The following is a 17,989-nucleotide window of genomic DNA, read 5'->3' as shown; positions in this document are numbered from 1 at the left end:
TGCGTGCGCAGGCGCACGGCCGGCGCTTTGGCTTCGAGATGGAGCGGGCGCTGTTCGCACTGGTGGCCAATCGCGCCTGCGCGCCTGCCTCCAAACTGTACTGTCATGAACAGTGGCTCAAGGAGGATGTGCACATCGAAGGCACGCAAGGCCTGGCGCTGCATCAGCTCTACCGCGCGATGGACTTTCTCGAGGCGAACAAGGCGGCGATCGAGCAGGCGATCTTCTTCCAGGTCGCCGACCTGCTGAGTCTGGACGTGGAGATCGTCTTCTACGACACCACCTCGCTGCACTTCGAGATCGACGACGAGGACAAAGGCGATGACGCCGGCCAGATGCGTGGCAGCGATGCGGCCGGGGCCAAGCGCTACGTGGCGCCCAGAAAGCGCGGCTACAGCAAGAACGGCCGGGGCGATGCACCGCAGATCGTGGTCGGCCTAGCAGTCACCCGCGACGGCTTCCCGGTGCGCCACTGGGTGTTTCCGGGCAACACCGTCGATGTCACCACGGTGGCCCAGGTCAAGGAAGACCTCAAGGGCTGGCAACTCACCCGCTGTCTGTTCGTCGGGGACGCCGGCATGGTCTCGCAGGCCAACTTCCAGGCGCTCGCCAAGGGCGGCGGCAAGTATCTGATGGCGATGCCGATGCGCCGTGGCGACGAGGTGACCGAAGCGGTGCTCTCGCGCCCGGGTCGGTACCGCAAGATCGCCGACAACCTCGAGGTCAAGGAGGTCGTCGTCGGCGACGGCGAGCGCCGCCGCCGCTACGCGGTGTGCTTCAACCCGCAGGAGGCCCGCCGTCAGCGTGCCCATCGCGACGAGCGCATCCGCGAACTCGAAGCCGAGCTTGCATGCCTGGCCGATCAGGACGAGGGCGGACACAGCAAGCGCGTGTGCGCGCTGCGCAGCAGTGCCCGCTACGGGCGCTTGCTGAAGGAGACCAAGCGGGGCCTGGCCATCGACCGGCAGGCCATCGCCGAACTCGAACGCTTCGACGGCAAGTTCGTCGTCCACAGCAACGATGACACCCTCACCGCCGAGGACATGGCGCTCGGCTACAAGCAGCAGCAGCGCGTCGAAGAGGCTTGGCGCACGATGAAGGGCGGCCTGCGCATGCGTCCGGTGTTCCACTGGGCGCCCCACCGCATCCACGCCCACATCGCGATCACCGTGCTGTCGCTGCTACTGGAACGCGTGATCGAGCACGCCTGCCAGGATACTTGGCGCAACGTGCGCGACGACCTCAAGCGCATTCAGCTCGCGCAATTGTCCAGCCCCAACGGCACCGTCTGGCAGGTCACCGAACCCACGGCGGAAGCGGCCAATCGACTGAAAGCATTGAAGATCAAGCCGCCGCCGGCCATCCTCCGGCTCGACTGAGCCCGACTCCCGCATAGATACACGGCCGTTTCCGGTGCCTCGCCGGACGCCTTGTGCTGCGCGCCTTGCGGCGGGACGTGTTACTTGGTGGTGTCAAAGTCAGGCGAGGAGCAGCGCCGGCGTTTCAAGGAACGCGAGAAGCACCCGCTCAAGCAGTGGAAGCTGTCGCCGATCGACCTCGCCTCGCTCAACAAGTGGGACGACTACACCAAGGCCAAGGAGGCGATGTTCTTCTACACCGACACCGCCGACGCGCCGTGGACCGTGGTCAAGTCCGACTGCAAGAAGCGCGCACGGCTCAACGCGATGCGCTACGTGCTGCACAAGCTGCCCTACGCCAACAAGGACACCGAAGCCATCGGCCCCCTCGACCCGCTGCTGGTCGGACGCGCCAACGTGGTGTATGAGCGCGGCGAGAAGGAAGCGACCGCGCTGCTTTGAGTCCGCCCGCGTTCAGCCGCCCAGCGCCGGGTTGAGCGAGTAGGTGCCGGTGAGCTTCGCCTCGGCGAGCACATGGCCGGCGATCGCCGCGCGCAGCCCGGCGCCGGTGAAGCGACCTTCGACCGGGCAGCGCGGCACATCGAGGGCGTACAGGGTGAACACGTAGTGGTGGAGCCGTTCGTCGTTCCACGGCGGGCAGGGGCCGTCGTAGCCGTGGTAGTCGCCTTTCATCGTCTCGTCGGCGGCGAACCAGGGGGTGAAGTCGTTGACGCCCTGGCGCGCGCCGAGGGCGGCGGCCGGGCCGGGCTTGCCGCCGGGGGTGACGTCGTCGGAAAACTGGCCGGCGGCGATTTCGCGCAGCCCGGCCGGGAGGTCGACGAGGAGCCAGTGGTGGAAGTCCACCCGCGCCAGGCCGACGGGAATGGTCCGCCCTTCCTGATTGACGTCGTCGCCGCGGCTGGGGACGTCGGGGTCGTGGCAGATCAGGGCGAAGGACTTCGTCCCCGCGGGCACATCGGACCACGACAATTGCGGGTTGCGGTTGCCGCCGAGGCATACCCGGCCTTCTGCGGCCGGAATGCAGAAGGCGAATTCGCCCGGAATCGGGGCGCCGTCGGTGAAGCTCCGGCTGGTCAGTTTCATGGCGTTCTCCTCACGGGTTGAAAGCTTCGCGGCCTCATGCGGTGACGGCGCGCGCAAGCGGATGCCGTCCCCGGCAGACCATCCAGGGGGCGGCGCGCCGCCTACGGCGCCTCGCACAGGCAGTGCAGGTACAGGTGCTGCGGATCGTTCCAGCGCCCCAGCTCGGCGGCCGACGCCTGCATCTGCCCCAGCAGCAGGGCGAATGCGCCCGGATTCGCGGCGTGGCCGCCGAGGCCGCGGCCGAGATCGATGCCGAACGGCTCGCCCGCGCGCATCAGCCGGCGCAGCAGGCGCTGCTCGATGGATTCACCGGCAGCGGGCCAGACCAGCTCGTAGTCCTCCAGCCCGGCGCGCCGGGCGGCGGCGGCAACCGCCGCGGTGAGCCCGCCGAGGTGATCGACGAGCCCCAGCTCGGCCGCCGCGGCGCCGGTCCACACCCGTCCGCGGGCGACCTCGTCGACTTCGGCGACGCGCATGTCGCGCGCCTTCGCCACCGTCTCCAGGAAGCGCCGGTAGCCGTGCTCGATGCCGAGCTGCATCGCCTCCGCCGCGTCGGGGTCGAGCGGGCGGCGCGGGTCGAGCGCGCCGGCGAGCGGCGCGGTGGCCACCCCGTCGACACCGATGCCGAGCCGGCGCAGGGGTTCGGAAAACTCCGGGAACAGGCCGAAGATGCCGATCGAGCCGGTGACCGTGGCCGGCGCCGCCCAGATCTCGTCGGCGCCGGTAGCGATCCAGTAGCCACCCGAAGCGGCCACCGAGCTCATCGAGGCGACCACCGGCTTGCCCGCGCGGCGGGTGAGTTCAAGCTCGCGGCGGATCAGTTCGGAGGCCCAGGCGCTGCCGCCGGGGCTGTCGATGCGCAGCACCACCGCCTTCACCCGCTCGTCCTCGCGCGCGTCGCGGATGAGGCGGGCGAAGGTGTCGCCGGCGACCACGCCGCCGGCTTCCATGCCGTCGACGATGGTGCCCTGGGCGACGATCACCACGACCCGGGCATCCGCGCCCGCGGCGTTGCGGTCGATGAGGGCGAGGTAGTCGGCGGCGTCGATGCTGCGCGCCTCCCTGCCGCCGGGCGCCGTGCCCACCGCTTCGACCAGGCGCGTGCGCCATTCGTCGCGGGTGCTGAAGCGATCGACCAGGCCGGCGTCGAGCGCCGCCTGTGCCGCATCGCCGCCGCTGGCGGCGAGCGCGGCGCGCAGGCCGTGCACGTGGGCATCGACCACCTCGGGGGCGAGCTTGCGCCCGGCGGCGATGTCGTCGCGCATCACCTGCCACAGGCCGCCGAGCAGGTCGCGGGTCGATTCGCGGTCCTCGTCGGACATGTCGCTGCGGGTGAAGGGCTCGGAGAAGGACTTGTACTCGCCGACGCGGAACACATGGACCTTGATCCCGAGGGTATCGAGTGCGCCCTTGAAGTAGGTGCCGTAGCGCGCCAGCCCGCGCAGCAGGACGAAACCGTCGGCCGACAGGTGCACTTCGTCCGCGACCGAAGCGAGGTAGTACTGCGCCTGGGTGAAGCGCTCGCCGCGTGCCAGCACCGGCTTGCCCGAGGCCTTGAAGTCGGCGATCGCGGCGCGCAGTTCGGCGAGCTTGGACAGTCCGCCGCCGAGCAGCTCGTCGGTCTCGATCACCAGCGCGGCGATGCGCTCGTCGTCACGCGCGCTGCGCACCGCCTCGAGCAGGTCGGCGAGCGCCACCTGCCCGGCCGGCGCGCCGCCGGCGCGCAGCAGCGCCAGCGGCGGCTCCAGCACCGCCTGCTCGACGATCGTCCCCACCGGGCGCAGCACCAGTGCCGAGCCCGGCGCCAGCGCGGGGCCGGGGTGGAAGAAGAGGGCGAGCACGGCGCCGATGGCGAAGATCAGCAGCGCATAGAAAGCGCCCCGCAGCAGCAGGTCGAGCATGCGCACGAAAGTGCGCAGCACGGTGAACAGGAAGCGGAACAGGGCGCGCAGCACGGCGGGCGGTCCTCGGTAGGCGGGTGGGTGGGCGGGCGGCCCGCTCAGCCGGCGCGGCGGCGGAACACGAGGTCCCACACGCCGTGGCCGAGGCGCAGGCCGCGGTTTTCGAACTTGGTCAGCGGACGGTGGCCGGGGCGCGGCGCGAAGCCCTCCGCGGTATTGGCCAGCGCCGGCTCGGCCGACAGCACCTCGAGCATCCAGTGGGCGTAGTCCTCCCAGTCGGTGGCGCAGTGCAGGTAGCCGCCGGGGGCAAGCTTCTGCGCGACCAGGGCGACGAAGTCGGGCTGGATGATGCGGCGCTTGAAGTGGCGCTTCTTGCGCCACGGGTCAGGGAAGAACACATGCACGCCAGCGAGGGCGCCGTCGGCGATCATGTCGCGCATCACCTCGACCGCGTCGTGCTGGATGATGCGCAGGTTGGCGAGGCCGCCTTCGGCGATCAGCTTGCACAGCGCGCCGACACCGGGAGTGTGCACCTCGATGCCGAGGAAGTCGTGGCCGGGCATCGCCGCGGCGATCTTCGCCGTGGTCTCGCCCATGCCGAAGCCGATCTCGAGGATCTTCGGCGCGCTGCGCCCGAACGCTTCGTCGAGGTCGAGCGGCGCGGCGCGATAGTCGATGCCGACCTTCGGCAACATGTCGTCGAGGTAGCGCTGCTGGGCTTCGGACATGCGCCCCTGGCGCAGCACGAAGCTGCGGATGCTGCGGCTGGAGAAGCGGTGCTCGGGACTGTCGCGGCCGATGATCTCGACCCCGGCGACCGCTTGCTGCGTGTCTTGCATGCCCGTCATGAACCGATCAGCCCCTGCGTCGGCGAGCTCGGGTCGGCCGAGTAGAACTTGCGCGGCATGCGCCCGGCGAGATAGGCGTCGCGCCCGGCTTCGACCGCCTTCCGCATCGCCCCCGCCATCCGCACCGGCTCGCCGGCGGCGGCGATCGCGGTGTTCATCAGCACGCCGTCACAGCCCAGCTCCATCGCGATCGCGGCGTCCGAGGCGGTGCCCACGCCGGCATCGACCAGCACCGGCACCTTGGCGTTGTCGATGATCAGGCGCAGGTTCCAGGGGTTGAGGATGCCCATCCCGGAGCCGATCAGCGACGCCAGCGGCATCACCGCGACGCAGCCGATGTCTTCGAGCATTTTCGCCTGGATGGGGTCGTCGGCGCAGTACACCATGACCTCGAAGCCGTCCCGGACCAGGGTTTCGGCCGCCTTCAGCGTCTCCGGCATGTTCGGGAACAGGGTCTTCGGGTCGCCCAGCACTTCGAGCTTGACCAGGGCATGGCCATCGAGCAGCTCGCGCGCCAGGCGCAGCGTGCGCACCGCATCGTCGGCGCTGTAGCAGCCGGCGGTATTGGGCAGGAGGGTGAATTTTTCCGGCGGCAGGACGTCGAGCAGGTTGGGCTCGTCCGGGTTCTGGCCGATGTTGGTGCGGCGGATGGCGACGGTGACGATCTCGGCGCCGCTGGCATCGATCGCTTCGCGGGTCTGGGCGAAGTCCTTGTACTTGCCGGTGCCGACCAGCAGGCGCGAGGCGTAGGCCTTGCCGGCAATGACCAGGGAGTCGTTCATGATGTGGGCCTGTGTGGTTCTGGATGAATTTGAAAACGGTCCGGGAGGCGGATGAAAAACTGCCGGGAAAGCGCCCTTTTCAGGCCGCCGCCGGCGGCCGCGCCGGACTCAGCCGCCACCGACGGCGACGACGACTTCGAGCCGGTCACCCTCGGCGAGGGTGACTGCACCGTGGCGCGCCTTGGGCACGATCTCACCGTTGCGCTCGACCGCCAGGCGCTTGCCGGCGAGGCCGCGGGCTTCGAGCAGGGCGGAGACGGTGAGATCGGGCGGCAGGGTTTCGGACTCGCCGTTGATGAAAACCTGGATCATGTCGGTGCATGCGATGAAGTGCGGGGGAAAATCTTAACATGCCGCGCCGTTTGACTTTTCCCGCACCGGGCGCTAACTTCCCGCCACCTTGCGCCGATTTGATCACCAGCTTGCGGGCGCTCAACAAATACGGCTAAAGCGAGGGCACCCAGTCCGCGTTTGCAGCCGACTGGGTTTTTTGTTTTGCACATGACGAACATGATCCAACCCCGATCGGTCGGCGTGGTCGCGCCGCAGCGGGCCGAGTTTGCGCAGCCGCTGGCGCTGCGCAGCGGCGGCACGCTGGAGCGCTACCATCTCGTCTATGAAACCTACGGCACGCTCAACGCCGCACGCGACAACGCGGTGCTGGTGTGCCACGCCCTGTCGGGCTCGCACCACGTCGCCGGCACCTATGCCGACGCCCCGCACAACGTCGGCTGGTGGGACAACCTGGTCGGCCCGGGCAAGCCGCTCGACACGCGCAAGTTCTTCGTCATCGGCGTGAACAACCTCGGCGGCTGCTACGGCTCGTCCGGCCCCAACCAGCCGAACCCGGCCAGCGGCAAGCCGTGGGGGGCGGACTTTCCCTTCGTCACCGTCGAAGACTGGGTCGAATCGCAGGCGCGGCTCGCCGACCGGCTCGGCATCGAGCGTTTCGCCGCGATCGTCGGCGGCAGCCTCGGCGGCATGCAGGCGCTGTCGTGGGCGCTGCAGTTTCCCGAGCGGGTGCGCAACGTCGCGGTGATCGCCGCCGCACCCAAGCTCACCGCGCAGAACATCGCCTTCAACGAAGTCGCCCGCCAGGCCATCCTCAGCGACCCCGACTTCCACGGCGGCCATTACTACGAGCACGGCATGGTCCCGGCGCGCGGACTGAAGCTGGCACGCATGGTCGGCCACATCACCTACCTGTCCGACGACTCGATGGCGGAAAAATTCGGCCGCAGCCTGCGCCACGGCCGCAACACCTACAGCTACGACGTCGAGTTCGAGATCGAGTCCTACCTGCGCTACCAGGGCGACAAGTTCGCCGGCTACTTCGACGCCAACACCTATTTGCTGACGACCAAGGCGCTCGACTACTTCGACCCCGCCTTCGACTATGCCGGCAACCTGTCTGCGGCGCTGGCACGCGCGAGTGCGGACTTCCTGGTGGTGTCGTTCACCACCGACTGGCGCTTCTCGCCCGAGCGCTCGCGCGAGATCGTCTATGCGCTGCTGCACAACCGGCGCAACGTCAGCTACGCCGAAGTCGACTGCCCGGCCGGCCACGACTCCTTCCTGCTCGACGAGCCGCACTACCACGCGCTGCTGTCGGCCTGGTTCGACCGCATCGAGGTCTGAGATGAAACGACCCCCACGCTCACTGCGTTCGCGGAGGGTCGGCTTTGCACAGCCGACCCGTTCGGCAGGCACGGCGCGGTGCGCCGCGAAATCCCTGCCTCCCCCCCCCGAGGGGGCGCCAGTACGCTTGAGGCGGCTCGGCGCATACTGGCTCGGCGCAAATTGGCTCGGTGCATACTGACATGACTGCCTACCGTTACGACTATGAAGTGATCACGCAATGGATCGAGCCCGGCGAGAAGGTGCTCGACCTGGGCTGCGGCGACGGCGCGCTGCTGCGCCACCTGATGGACGTGCGCCAGGTCCAGGGCTATGGGGTGGAAAACGACCCCGACAAGCTCTTGGCGAGCGTGAGGAACGGCGTCAACGTGATCCAGATGGACCTGGAAAAGGGCCTGGTGGGGCTGGAGGACGGCTTCTTCGATCATGTGATCATGAGCCTGTCGCTGCAGGCCATGCACAACACCCAGGGCATCCTCGCCGAGATGCTGCGGGTGGGCCGCGAGGCGGTGGTGAGCTTTCCCAACTTCGGCTACTGGCACCACCGCCAGAGCATCATCAACGGCCGCATGCCGGTGTCCGAGAGCCTGCCGCACCAGTGGTACAACACTCCCAACGTGCGCTTCTTCACCATCGCCGACTTCGACGCCCTGTGCGAACTCAACGCCATCGAGGTGCGCGAGCGCCTGGCCTTCGACGACGGCAAGCTGGTCCTCGACGAACCCAACTTCCTCGCCAGCGTGGCGGTTTACCGGCTGGGGCGCAGCGCCTGAAAGCAAGCGGGCGGCGGAAAACCGCCGCCCGGCAGGGCTGAAAGAGCGTGGGCGAGAGAGCGCGGCTACAGGGTGCGCTCCCGGAACCGGTGGACGGCGTCCTCAGCCGACCACGAAGGACGAGACATCGACGCGCACGAGCGGGCGCTCGAGCGCCGCGGCGGCCACGACGGCGTACTTTTTCGCCCATTCGCTGCGCTGCTCGAAGCGGGACTCGCCGCCGTCCCTGGCGACGCTGAGGATCATGTCGAGCATCAGCACTTTGCCCATCGGGTTCGTCGGCGTGCACCCGAGTTCTTCGAACTCCTTCGTCAGCCAGACCCGGGCCTGATCCTTGGTCATCGCCGCCACGTCCGCATCCTGCGGCGTGAACCGATATTCGCGCTCACCACCGAAGACCACGGTCACTGAATAGGGCATCTAAAGCTACCTCCTCGAAGCGGGGAATTTCCGCTTGCGCGCATTGTTGGCGCAGATGGCGCCGGACGCAAGCTTGGTATCGGATTGTATCAAGCGGCCGGACGGCGATGATCTGCGATAATGGCCCGCCCCGCATTGCTACAGATCAATCGCACCTTGCTCCCCCCCGCGCCTCCCTCCCGTGCCCCGGCCTGGCTCGCCGCCCTGCTCAACCGCCGGATGCTGGTGTGCATCTTCACCGGCTTCGCCTCCGGCCTACCGCTCTACCTGCTGCTCAACCTGGTGCCGGCGTGGCTGAAGACCGAGGGCCTGTCGCTGAAGGCGATCGGCGCCTTCGCCCTGATCCAGTTCCCCTACACCTGGAAGTTCCTGTGGGCGCCGCTGCTCGACCGCTACGGCATCCTGCCCTGGCTGGGGCGCCGGCGCAGCTGGATGTTCGTCTCCCAGCTCGGTCTGCTCGGCACCATTGCCTGGCTCGGCCAGGTGTCGCCGGTCGATCACCTGGCGCTGGTGGTCGGCCTCACCGCCGCGCTGGCCTTGCTATCGGCGACCCAGGACATCGCGCTCGACGCCTTCCGCCGCGAGATCCTGCCCGACGAGGAGCTCGGCCTCGGCAACGCGATCCACGTCAACGCCTACCGCATCGCCGGGCTGGTGCCGGGCTCGCTGTCGCTGATCCTCGCCGACCACCTGCCGTGGACGCAGGTGTTCCTGATCACCGCCGCCTTCATGCTCCCCGGCCTGGCGATGACCCTGCTGGTGAAGGAACCGCTCGCCGCCACCGGCACGCCGCGCACCCTGCGCGACGCGGTGGTCGAACCCTTCCGCGAATTCTTCGGCCGCCACGGCGTGCGCTCGGCCCTGCTCGTGCTCGCCTTCCTGTTCTTCTACAAGCTCGGCGACTCGCTGTGCACCGCGCTCGCCACCCCCTTCTACCTCGACATGGGCTACAGCAAGACCGAGATCGGCGTCATCGCCAAGAACGCCGGGCTGTGGCCGATGGTGATCGGCGGCATCCTCGGCGGCATCTGGATGCTCAGGCTCGGCATCAACCGCGCGCTGTGGATCTTCGGCGTGGTGCAGTTCGTCACCATCCTCGGCTTCGTGTGGATGGCCTGGCTGGGTCCGGGCGAGTCCACCCCGGCGCGGCTGGTGGTGCTCGCCACCGTGATCGCCGGCGAAGCGGTCGGCGCCGGCCTGGGCACCACCGCCTTCGTCGCCTTCATGGCGCGCACCACCCACCCGGCCTACACCGCAACCCAGCTCGCGTTATTTACCAGCCTGATGGCGGTGCCGCGCACCTTCATCAACGCCACCGCCGGCTGGCTGGTCGAAGCGCTGGGGTGGCCCCACTTCTTCTGGCTGTGCTTCTTCCTCGCCGTCCCCGGCATGGTGCTGCTGCTGAAGGTGGCGCCGTGGAACGGTGACCGCGCCGCCGCCCCCGCCGCCGCCGGAGCCTGAGCGCCCGCCGCACCACCATGCCCGTCGTCGCCGCCCCGATCAACCGCAGTTCGATTCGCCGCTGCCCGCCCCCGACACCGCACCGACCATGACCGCTCCCGCCCTGATCACCGCCGCCCGCACCCTGTCCGAAGCCGTCGACGCGATGCGCTTCGGCGCTCCGGTGACCCACGTCTACAACCCGCTCGACTACGCCTGGGCGATCCACCGCCGCTATCTCGAGCGCTTCGGCGAAGGGCGCAAGCACGTCGTCTTCGTCGGCATGAACCCCGGTCCCTTCGGCATGGCGCAGATCGGCGTGCCGTTCGGCGAGATCGCCAGCGCACGCGACTGGCTGGGCCTGGAAGGGGCGGTCGGCCAGCCCGCGCAGCCCAACCCCAAGCGCCCGGTGGAAGGCTTCGCGTGCACGCGCTCGGAAGTCAGCGGCCAGCGCCTGTGGGGCCTGTTCCGCACCCGCTTCGGCACCCCGGAAGCCTTCTTCGCCGCGCACTTCGTCGCCAACTACTGCCCGCTCGCGTTCTTCGAAGGCGGGCGCAACCTCACCCCCGACAAGCTCGCCACCGCCGAACAGCGCCCGCTGCTGGCAGCCTGCGACGCCCACCTGCGCACCCTGGTCGCAACCCTCCGACCGGAATGGGTGATCGGCATCGGCAACTGGGCGGAAAAGCGCGCCACCGAGGCGCTCGCCGGCCTGCCCGGCCTGCGCTTCGGCCGCATCCTGCACCCGAGCCCGGCCAGCCCCGCCGCCAACCGTGGCTGGGCCGAGGCGGCAACGCGGCAGCTTGTCGAGCTGGGCGTGTGGAAGGATTCGTCGCCCCTGCACCCGGCGACGGCCTGACCTGCTGGCGACCTGCCGTAGCGCACAGCGCGGCGGGGCCCTGCCGACATGGCTGGCAGTCGACCAGAAGGCTGGGCGTCGCGACCGTGGGAGAACGGTCGTTCAACGCCAGTTCTCCACCTGCAATCCGCTGACACGGGCGAACTCGCCGACATTCGAAGTCACCACGATCAAGCCTCGTGCCACGCCACTGCCGGCGATCAGCACATCGTAAGCTCCGATCGGCTGCCCCTGACTTTTCAGCGCTGCCCGGATGGCTGCTGCGGCCTGCGCATCGGGCGCTTCGAACGGAACCGTGTGCGTCACGGCAAAGAAGGCCTCGAGCAAGGGTGCAAGTTTTTCCGCATGCGCGCGGTTGAGCGCCAGGCCGTAGTCGATTTCCATGCGCGTGATCGAGGAGACGGCGATCTGCTGCGGCGAGGTGGCCTTGATGCGGTCAAGCACGCCAGGCTGGCCTTTGACGAAATCGGAGACGGTGCAGGTGTCGAGCAGGTATTTCATGCCAGAGGATCGTCCACGGGGGCACGCAGCGCGGCGCGCCCCGCCTCGAACGGCGGCATGTCGGGCATGCCCTGGAACGCCATCACCGCTTCAGGCCACTGAGGCTGCGCCTGACGCGCCAGCCATTCGCTGACCGCCTTGCGGATGAGCGCATTGCGGCTCTCACCCGCATTCCGGGCAACAGCGTTCAGCCGCTGCCCGGTCGCATCATCCAGATAAACGTTGAAGTGCATCTCCGCCTCCCGGTCCAGCTCATAACATGTTTGTATGTTATACGCCCGCCGCAAGCGGCTCAAGCAGCACTCCGGTGCCCTCGCCCGCCTCCTCGTAGGTGCGGCCGTCGCGGATGTGGTAGAGGCGGCGGAAGGTGGGGATGATCTTCTCGTCGTGGGTGACGACGATGATCGCGGTGTCGTACTCCTGCGCCATGCGGTTGAGGATGCGGATGACCCCCAGCGCGCGTTCGCTGTCGAGCGGCGCGGTCGGTTCGTCGGCGAGGATCACCGGCGGGCGGCTGACCAGGGCGCGCGCGATCGCCACCCGCTGCTGCTCGCCGCCGGAGAGCTGGGAAGGCATCGCCCGCGCGCGGTGGCCGACGTCGAGCGCTTCGAGCAGTTCGCGGGCGCGCTTTCTCGCCTCCGCGTTCGGCCGCCCGGCGAGCATCGGCAGCAGGGCGACGTTGTCGGTGACGTCGAGGAACGGAATCAGGTAGGGCGCCTGGAACACGAAGCCGATCCGGTCGCGGCGCAGCGCGCGCAGGTCGCGGATCTTCCAGCCCTCGTCGTAGATCGCCTCCCCGCCCAGGGTCATGCGCCCGGCACTGGGTTCGATCACCGCGCCCAGGCATTTGAGCAGCGTGCTCTTGCCCGAGCCGGAAGGGCCGATCAGGCCGACCACCTCACCCGGCGCCACCGCCATGTTCACGCCCTTGAGCGCGTCGACCGCGGTGTCGCCGCTGCCGTAGCGCTTGCGCAGGCCTTCGATGCGGATGCCCTCGACCTTAGCCACCGATTGCCTCCGCCGGATCGACCTTCAGCGCGGCGCGGATCGCGAGCACGCTGGCGAGCACGCAGATCGCCACCACCGCGAGCAGGCCGCGCACCGCGTCGCCGGTTTCGAGCAGCACGTGCTTGGGGAAGATCGGCGCCCAGAAGGTCGCCGCCACCTTGCCCACGGCGAAACCGATCAGGCCGAGGCCGACCGCCTGCTGCAGGATCATCGCCGCGATCGTGCGGTTGCGCGTGCCGATCAGCTTGAGCACCGCGATCTCGCGGATCTTGCCCAGGGTCAGGGTGTAGATGATGAAGGCGACGATCGCCGCGCTGACCACGGCGAGGATGACCAGGAACATCGCGATCTGGCGCGCCGAGGTGGCGATCAGCCGGGACACCAGGATCTCCTCCATCTGCGCCCGGGTGTAGGCGGTGAGCCGCAGCCAGCGCCGGATCGGCTCGGCCACCTGCTCGGCGTCGTAGCCGGGGGTGAGCTGCACCAGCACCGCGTTCACATAGGGATTGGTGCTCTGCGCGGCGAGCACCGCATCGAGCACGCCGGGCTGGCCGGGGCGGTTCAACGCCGGATTGTGCGCGGTACGCGCGCGCTGGCGGACGATGGCGTCGCTGTCCTTGAGGAACTGCGCCTCCTGCGCGTCCTTGAGCGGAATGAAGACCATCGGGTCGCCGCCCGAGGACACCATCCGCCGGGTCAGCCCGACCACGGTGTAGTCGTTGCGGCGGATGCGGATGCGCTCGCCGAGGGCGAAGCCGGTGGCGATGTCGGCGACCGCCTCGTAGTGGCCGCGGCTCAGGTGGCGGCCGGCGAGCAGATGCACCGGCTGCCCGGGATGGCCGGGGCCGTCGGGGGTGACGCCGACCACCATCGCGCGCACGTCGCGCGCCACCGCGCCGGCCTGGCGCACCTGCATGGTCAGGTAGGTGACGCTGGCCGCGCGCGCCACCCCTTCGATGCCGGCGATGCTGCGCCAGGTGTCGTCGTACACGCTGGACGACTCCGCGTACGGCCCCAGGGTGTCCTGCTGCACCACCCACAGATCGGCGCCGCTGTTGTCGAGCAGCACCTTGGCATCGTCCACCATGCCGCGATAGACCCCGGCCATGGTCAGGGTGACCCCGATCAGCAGCCCGAGGCCGAGCCCGGTGAACACGAACTTGCCCCAGGCGTGGAGGATGTCGCGCCCAGCCAGACTGATCATGACGCCGCACCGACCAGGCGGTCGACGACCTCGATGCGGCTGCCGGCGGCGAGCACCTTCTGGCTATACACCACCACCCGCTCGCCGCCCTGCAGGCCATCGAGCACCTGCACGCGGCCGTCGAGATCGGCCGCCCCCAGGCGCAGCGGCGCAAAGCGCAGCGCGCCGCCGTCTTCCACCACCCAGGCGCCGAGGCGGCCGCCGACGCGGTGCACGCTCGCGGTGGCCAGCACCGGCCGCGCCGGCAGGGCCGGCAGGGCGACGGTGACTTCGGCCAGCTCGCCGAGCGGCGGCAGGCGCGCGGGGAGGGCGGCGAAGTCGATCTTGGCCAGCACTTCCTCGGTGACCGCATCGGCCAGCGGCTCGATCCGCGCCACCCGCCCGGCGAGCGCGCTGCCGGCCGCCGAACGGAGCACAATCTGCGCCGGCAGCGCGGCCTGCAGGCCGGTGGCGCGCTGCTGGTCGAAGCGCGCGCTGATCCACACGCTGGCCGGCTCGACGATCTCGACCACCACCTGGCCGGCGACCACGGTGGTGCCGGGGTCGGCGTCGCGGCGCGTGACCAGGCCATCGACCGGCGCGACCAGGCGCAGGTTGGCGCGCTGCAGGCGGAGCGCGTCATGCTCCGCACGCAGGCGGATGAACTCCTGACGCGCCGCGTCCAGACCGGCGCGCGCCGCCTGCAGCGCGGCGGCGGTGGCCTGGGCGTCCTGCTGCTTCGCGGCCGCGGCCTCGGCGCTGACGCTGTGGGTTTCGAGCAGGCGTGCGTAGCGCTGCGCCTGCGCCGCGGCGAAACGCTGGCGCGCTTCGGCTTCGCGGATCTGCGCCTCGGCGCTCAGCACGTTCGCCTCGGCACGCCGCCGCGCCGCCTCCTGCGCGGCCAGACGCTCGTCGAGATCGACCGGGTCCATCTCGCCCATCACCTGCCCGGCATGGACCCGCTCGCCCGGCTGCACCGCCACGCTCCGCACCCGCCCGGCGAAGGTCGGGCCGATGCGGTGGCTATAGCGCGCCTCCACCGTGCCGATGCCGTACAGCGCCGGCGTCAGCGCCTGCGCCTCGACCGTCGCCACCGTCACCTGCACCCGCGCCAGCGGCCCCGCGCGCAGGGCGACGAAGACGAGCAGGCCGGCCAGGAGCAGCACCACCGCCCCCAGCGCCAGCCGGCGACCGTTGGCGGAAAGCCATCGCTTCATCCCTGCCTCCGGATGCCGCGCAGGTAGATGTTGAGCACCGCCGGCGCCTCGCCGCGGAGACGGCCGACATCGCCGGCAAGCAGGGACTGCACCACCAGCCCCTGGACGGTGCCGACGAACAAGGTGGCGGCGGCGGCGAGGTCGAGCGCGGGGTCGATCTCGCCTGCCGCCCGGCCGGCTTCGAGCAAGGCCCGCACGCGCTCGCCGTAGCGCCGCAGCAGGGTTTGCGCCATGCGCTTGGGCGCGCTGGGCTCGGCGCGCTGCAGCTCGCCGAACAGCATCCGCGGCACCCCCGGATGCTCGACGACGAAGTCGACATGGGTCATGAACATCGCCTCGAGCGCCGCGAGCGGGCTGGCTTCGGCCTGCACCGCACGCTCGATGCGCGCCATCAGGCGCTCGGCGACCCACTCCATGACCGCGCCCCACAGCGCCTCCTTGGTCGGAAAGTGGCGGAACAGCGCGCCGTGGCTGAGCTGCATGCGCTCGGCGATGGTGGCGGTGGTGATCTCGCTCGGATTCTGCTCGCCGGCCAGCGCCACCACGGTTTCGACGGTGACGGCGCGGCGCTCGTCGGCGGGAAGGTGTCGGGGGCTCATGGGAGGATTCGGCCATCGGGGTTCAGAGAGTAAGCATTTACTCACTTTTGTCCGATGAAAGCAAGCGCCGCCGCCCGGCAAACGTGCCCGTCGCCATCCGGCCGGCAAAGGAGCCCCGGTTCCCGATGCTCCGCCTTCGGGCAGGCACACCCCCGGCAGGGCGCCGGCGCTACGCCGTCACCGGAAGCGTCCTTACTCCGGGTTTCCGCGGCAGCCGGACCCTGAACTCGAGACCGCCCAGCACGCTGTCGCCCAGTTCGATGCTGCCGCCATGGAGCTCGGCGATGCGGGCGACGATGGACAGCCCCAGCCCCGCGCCCTGGCCCGGGCCGTGGCGGAAGAAGCGCTCGAACACCTGGGCCCGCAGCGCCGGCGGCACGCCGGGGCCGCTGTCGTGCACGCTCAGCGCCACGGCACCGTCGGACGGGCGCAGCTCGACCCGGACCTGTCCCCCTTCCGGGCTGTGCTGGAGCGCATTGGCGACCAGGTTCTGGAGCAGGATTTCGAGGCTCGGGGCGTCGGCGGGGACGCTGAAATCGCCGCCCTCGGCGCACTCGAAGCTCAGCTCCTGGCCACGTTCGAGCGCCAGCGGGATGAGCCCGGCGAGCGCGCCGCGGACGAAGGTGGCGAGATCGAGCGGGGCCATCGCCGCCTTCGCCGCCCCGGGTTCGAGGCGGGCGAGGGTCAGCAGCTGCGCGACCACCCGGGTGGCGCGCTCGACGCCGCCGACCAGCTGCTTCAAGGCTTCCTCACGGTCGCCGGGGTCGGGCGCCTGGAGCGCGTTCTGGGCATGGATGCGCAGCACCGCCAGCGGCGTGCGCAGCTCATGCGCGGCATCGGCGAGGAAGCGCTTCTCGCGTTCGAGCAGCGCGGTGAGCTGGCCGAGCAGGCGGTTCAGCGACGCCACCACCGGTTCCAGTTCCTGCGGCAGGGGGGCGAGCACCAGCGGCGACAGGTTGCCGGGGTCGCGCGCCTTCAGCAGGCGCACCATCCGCGCCAGCGGGCGCAGCCCCCAGCCCACCGCCAGCCACACCAGCACCGCGAGCAGCGGCAGGCCGATCAGGTCCGGGAGCAGGCTGCGCAGCGCGATCTTGGCCGCCAGCTCGCCGCGCACGTCCTCGCGCTCGCCGACCAGCACCCACTGCCGGTCGCGTACATCGTGGAGCATGAACAGCCGCCAGCGGTGCCCCTGCACGCGCACTTCGTGGTAGCCGGCAAGCGCTTCGGGAAGGGGGGCAGCAACCCGGTCCGCGGTCGCGGCGACGTCCGCAGACGGCGGCCGGCGCTGCACGAGCGCGTCGAGCGCCGCGGCCGGCGCGCTCGCCGACTGCAGCAGGGCCTGGCCGTACTCGTCGTAGACGACGAAGCCGAGCTTGCTCTCGTATTCATGCCCCACCGCCCTGGCCGGCGCATCGCCATCGCCCTCGTCCGCCGCCCCGTTCTGCGCCATCGCTTCGTCCAGCGCCGCCTGCATCGTCTGCCGCATCGGCGCCGGCAACTCGCCGCCGACCATGCCGGCGAGCAGGCGCGCGGTCTGCACCAGCCCGGCGTCGAACACTTCCTCGACTTCATGGCGGGCATCGCGGTAGCTCTTGTAGGAAATCAGCGTCAGCGTCAGGCTGAGCAGGCCGAGCACGAGCAGCAGGGTACGGCTGCGGATCGAGCGCATCAGGCCTTGTCCACCAGATAGCCCACCCCGCGCACGGTACGGATCAGCTCCGGGAAGAGCTTCCTGCGCAGATGGTGGATGTGCACTTCGAGCGCGTTGCTTTCCGCTTCTTCATTCCAGCCATAGAGCACCTGCTGCAGGCGATCGCGGGTCAGCACGCGGCCGGGCTGGGCGAGCAGTTCGTGCAGCAGCAGGAACTCCTTGCGCTGCAGCGCCACCGCCTGGCCGCGGTAGCGGACCTGCTGGTTGACCGGGTCGAGGTGGATGCCGCGGTATTCGAGCACGGGCTGCGGGCGATTGAAGCTGCGCCGCAGCAGCGCGCGCAGGCGCGCCTTCAGCTCATCGACATCGAACGGCTTGACCAGGTAGTCGTCCGCCCCCGCATCCAGCCCGGCGATGCGGTCGGCGGTGGCGTCGCGCGCGGTCAGCACCAGCACCGGCACCGGGTTGGCCGCAGCGCGCAGGCGGCGCAGCACCTCCAGCCCGTCCACGCGGGGCAGGCCGAGGTCGAGAATGGCGAGATCGAAACTTTCGTGGCGCAGCGCGTGGAGGGCGCTGTCGCCGTCCTGCACCCAGTCCACGGTGTAGGCTTCGGGCTTGAGCGCCACCCGAATCCCCTGCCCGAGGGCGGCGTCATCTTCGACCAGCAATATCCGCATCTTCCTTCCTGTCCGCTTTCCGCATCCGGC

General features: G+C 69.9%; 19 protein-coding genes and 1 pseudogene. 6 read left to right on the top strand and 14 right to left on the bottom strand.

Annotated elements, in window-relative coordinates; translation table 11 throughout:
- Positions 1-1,379, top strand: a 1,379-nt coding sequence (locus MXC99_RS02620) for an IS1634 family transposase (protein WP_247724054.1), incomplete at its 5' end; no start/stop codon positions are given.
- Between the two features lie 93 nt (positions 1,380-1,472).
- Positions 1,473-1,820, top strand: a pseudogene (locus MXC99_RS02615) (polyphosphate kinase 2); the annotation flags it as partial.
- Positions 1,821-1,832: 12 nt separating this feature from the next.
- On the opposite strand, the gene MXC99_RS02610 reads toward MXC99_RS02615, so the two are convergent.
- The 5 genes from MXC99_RS02610 to thiS all read right to left on the bottom strand — a co-directional run bounded on the left by MXC99_RS02610 (position 1,833) and on the right by thiS (position 6,305).
- Complete coding sequence (locus tag MXC99_RS02610) at positions 1,833-2,462, bottom strand: YbhB/YbcL family Raf kinase inhibitor-like protein (protein WP_247724053.1); 630 nt, start codon at positions 2,460-2,462, stop codon at positions 1,833-1,835.
- 101 nt (positions 2,463-2,563) lie between these two features.
- On the bottom strand, positions 2,564-4,417 hold the full coding sequence (gene sppA, locus MXC99_RS02605) for a signal peptide peptidase SppA (RefSeq protein ID WP_247724052.1): 1,854 nt from the start codon (positions 4,415-4,417) through the stop codon (positions 2,564-2,566).
- Between the two features lie 44 nt (positions 4,418-4,461).
- The gene (gene trmB, locus MXC99_RS02600) at positions 4,462-5,202 is read right to left on the bottom strand and encodes a tRNA (guanosine(46)-N7)-methyltransferase TrmB (RefSeq protein ID WP_432654221.1); all 741 of its coding nucleotides are present in this window, start codon (positions 5,200-5,202) and stop codon (positions 4,462-4,464) included.
- 5 nt (positions 5,203-5,207) lie between these two features.
- Positions 5,208-5,993 carry a thiazole synthase gene (locus MXC99_RS02595; protein ID WP_247724050.1) on the bottom strand — a complete coding sequence of 262 codons (786 nt, stop codon included), beginning with the start codon at positions 5,991-5,993 and terminating at the stop codon, positions 5,208-5,210.
- Positions 5,994-6,101: 108 nt separating this feature from the next.
- Complete coding sequence (gene thiS / locus MXC99_RS02590) at positions 6,102-6,305, bottom strand: sulfur carrier protein ThiS (RefSeq protein WP_075147544.1); 204 nt, start codon at positions 6,303-6,305, stop codon at positions 6,102-6,104.
- 198 nt (positions 6,306-6,503) lie between these two features.
- On the opposite strand from thiS, the gene metX reads away from it, so the two are divergent.
- Together metX and metW are read left to right on the top strand one after the other, a co-directional pair.
- Positions 6,504-7,631, top strand: coding sequence for a homoserine O-succinyltransferase MetX (gene metX / locus MXC99_RS02585; protein ID WP_247724049.1), 1,128 nt, complete (start codon positions 6,504-6,506; stop codon positions 7,629-7,631).
- A 182-nt stretch (positions 7,632-7,813) separates the two neighbouring features.
- Entirely contained in the window at positions 7,814-8,404 is a 591-nt protein-coding gene (gene metW / locus MXC99_RS02580; protein ID WP_247724048.1) for a methionine biosynthesis protein MetW, read from the top strand.
- 102 nt (positions 8,405-8,506) lie between these two features.
- Here metW and MXC99_RS02575 read toward each other — a convergent pair whose 3' ends face one another.
- The gene (locus MXC99_RS02575; protein ID WP_247724047.1) at positions 8,507-8,824 is read right to left on the bottom strand and encodes a hypothetical protein; all 318 of its coding nucleotides are present in this window, start codon (positions 8,822-8,824) and stop codon (positions 8,507-8,509) included.
- 120 nt (positions 8,825-8,944) lie between these two features.
- On the opposite strand from MXC99_RS02575, the gene MXC99_RS02570 reads away from it, so the two are divergent.
- Together MXC99_RS02570 and MXC99_RS02565 are read left to right on the top strand one after the other, a co-directional pair.
- Entirely contained in the window at positions 8,945-10,285 is a 1,341-nt protein-coding gene (locus MXC99_RS02570) for an AmpG family muropeptide MFS transporter (protein ID WP_348772080.1), read from the top strand.
- An 88-nt stretch (positions 10,286-10,373) separates the two neighbouring features.
- Positions 10,374-11,123: a uracil-DNA glycosylase family protein gene (locus MXC99_RS02565; RefSeq protein ID WP_247724046.1), complete on the top strand. Its 750-nt coding sequence runs from the start codon at positions 10,374-10,376 to the stop codon at positions 11,121-11,123.
- 102 nt (positions 11,124-11,225) lie between these two features.
- On the opposite strand, the gene MXC99_RS02560 is transcribed toward MXC99_RS02565, so the two are convergent.
- The 8 genes from MXC99_RS02560 to MXC99_RS02525 form a co-directional block, all read right to left on the bottom strand.
- On the bottom strand, positions 11,226-11,624 hold the full coding sequence (locus MXC99_RS02560) for a type II toxin-antitoxin system VapC family toxin (protein WP_247724045.1): 399 nt from the start codon (positions 11,622-11,624) through the stop codon (positions 11,226-11,228).
- Positions 11,621-11,857, bottom strand: a complete 237-nt coding sequence (locus MXC99_RS02555) for a CopG family transcriptional regulator (RefSeq protein ID WP_247724044.1) — start codon at positions 11,855-11,857, stop codon at positions 11,621-11,623. The genes MXC99_RS02560 and MXC99_RS02555 overlap by 4 nt, the downstream gene beginning before the upstream one ends.
- Positions 11,858-11,894: 37 nt before the next feature.
- Complete coding sequence (locus MXC99_RS02550; protein WP_247724043.1) at positions 11,895-12,632, bottom strand: ABC transporter ATP-binding protein; 738 nt, start codon at positions 12,630-12,632, stop codon at positions 11,895-11,897.
- The gene (locus MXC99_RS02545; protein ID WP_247724042.1) at positions 12,625-13,836 is read right to left on the bottom strand and encodes an ABC transporter permease; all 1,212 of its coding nucleotides are present in this window, start codon (positions 13,834-13,836) and stop codon (positions 12,625-12,627) included. The genes MXC99_RS02550 and MXC99_RS02545 overlap by 8 nt, the downstream gene beginning before the upstream one ends.
- On the bottom strand, positions 13,833-15,032 hold the full coding sequence (locus tag MXC99_RS02540; protein ID WP_247724041.1) for an efflux RND transporter periplasmic adaptor subunit: 1,200 nt from the start codon (positions 15,030-15,032) through the stop codon (positions 13,833-13,835). The genes MXC99_RS02545 and MXC99_RS02540 overlap by 4 nt, the downstream gene beginning before the upstream one ends.
- Positions 15,029-15,631 (bottom strand): TetR/AcrR family transcriptional regulator, encoded by a 603-nt coding sequence (locus tag MXC99_RS02535; protein WP_247724040.1) that lies wholly within the window; start codon positions 15,629-15,631, stop codon positions 15,029-15,031. Before MXC99_RS02535 ends, MXC99_RS02540 begins: the two co-directional genes overlap by 4 nt.
- Before the next feature lie 169 nt (positions 15,632-15,800).
- Positions 15,801-17,300, bottom strand: a complete 1,500-nt coding sequence (locus tag MXC99_RS02530) for an ATP-binding protein (protein ID WP_247724039.1) — start codon at positions 17,298-17,300, stop codon at positions 15,801-15,803.
- A complete protein-coding gene (locus MXC99_RS02525; RefSeq protein ID WP_247724038.1) occupies positions 17,300-17,959 on the bottom strand; it encodes a response regulator in 660 nt (219 codons plus the stop codon). Before MXC99_RS02525 ends, MXC99_RS02530 begins: the two co-directional genes overlap by 1 nt.
- Between the last annotated feature and the right edge of the window lie 30 nt (positions 17,960-17,989).

It is taken from the genome of Thauera aromatica, assembly GCF_023093595.1.
Taxonomy (GTDB): Bacteria; Pseudomonadota; Gammaproteobacteria; order Burkholderiales; family Rhodocyclaceae; genus Thauera; species Thauera aromatica_A.
The sequence above is the reverse complement of the archived record's forward strand: the minus strand, read 5'-3'. Positions and strand labels throughout refer to the sequence as shown.

Coding starts and splice junctions, on each gene's coding strand:
- MXC99_RS02610 (WP_247724053.1), bottom strand. CDS start 2,462: ATGAAACTGACCAGCCGGAGCTTCACCGACGGCGCCCCGATTCCGGGC.
- trmB (WP_432654221.1), bottom strand. CDS start 5,202: ATGCAAGACACGCAGCAAGCGGTCGCCGGGGTCGAGATCATCGGCCGC.
- MXC99_RS02595 (WP_247724050.1), bottom strand. CDS start 5,993: ATGAACGACTCCCTGGTCATTGCCGGCAAGGCCTACGCCTCGCGCCTG.
- thiS (WP_075147544.1), bottom strand. CDS start 6,305: ATGATCCAGGTTTTCATCAACGGCGAGTCCGAAACCCTGCCGCCCGAT.
- metX (WP_247724049.1), top strand. CDS start 6,504: ATGATCCAACCCCGATCGGTCGGCGTGGTCGCGCCGCAGCGGGCCGAG.
- metW (WP_247724048.1), top strand. CDS start 7,814: ATGACTGCCTACCGTTACGACTATGAAGTGATCACGCAATGGATCGAG.
- MXC99_RS02575 (WP_247724047.1), bottom strand. CDS start 8,824: ATGCCCTATTCAGTGACCGTGGTCTTCGGTGGTGAGCGCGAATATCGG.
- MXC99_RS02570 (WP_348772080.1), top strand. CDS start 8,945: ATGGCCCGCCCCGCATTGCTACAGATCAATCGCACCTTGCTCCCCCCC.
- MXC99_RS02565 (WP_247724046.1), top strand. CDS start 10,374: ATGACCGCTCCCGCCCTGATCACCGCCGCCCGCACCCTGTCCGAAGCC.
- MXC99_RS02560 (WP_247724045.1), bottom strand. CDS start 11,624: ATGAAATACCTGCTCGACACCTGCACCGTCTCCGATTTCGTCAAAGGC.
- MXC99_RS02555 (WP_247724044.1), bottom strand. CDS start 11,857: ATGCACTTCAACGTTTATCTGGATGATGCGACCGGGCAGCGGCTGAAC.
- MXC99_RS02545 (WP_247724042.1), bottom strand. CDS start 13,836: ATGATCAGTCTGGCTGGGCGCGACATCCTCCACGCCTGGGGCAAGTTC.
- MXC99_RS02540 (WP_247724041.1), bottom strand. CDS start 15,032: ATGAAGCGATGGCTTTCCGCCAACGGTCGCCGGCTGGCGCTGGGGGCG.
- MXC99_RS02535 (WP_247724040.1), bottom strand. CDS start 15,631: ATGAGCCCCCGACACCTTCCCGCCGACGAGCGCCGCGCCGTCACCGTC.
- MXC99_RS02530 (WP_247724039.1), bottom strand. CDS start 17,300: ATGCGCTCGATCCGCAGCCGTACCCTGCTGCTCGTGCTCGGCCTGCTC.
- MXC99_RS02525 (WP_247724038.1), bottom strand. CDS start 17,959: ATGCGGATATTGCTGGTCGAAGATGACGCCGCCCTCGGGCAGGGGATT.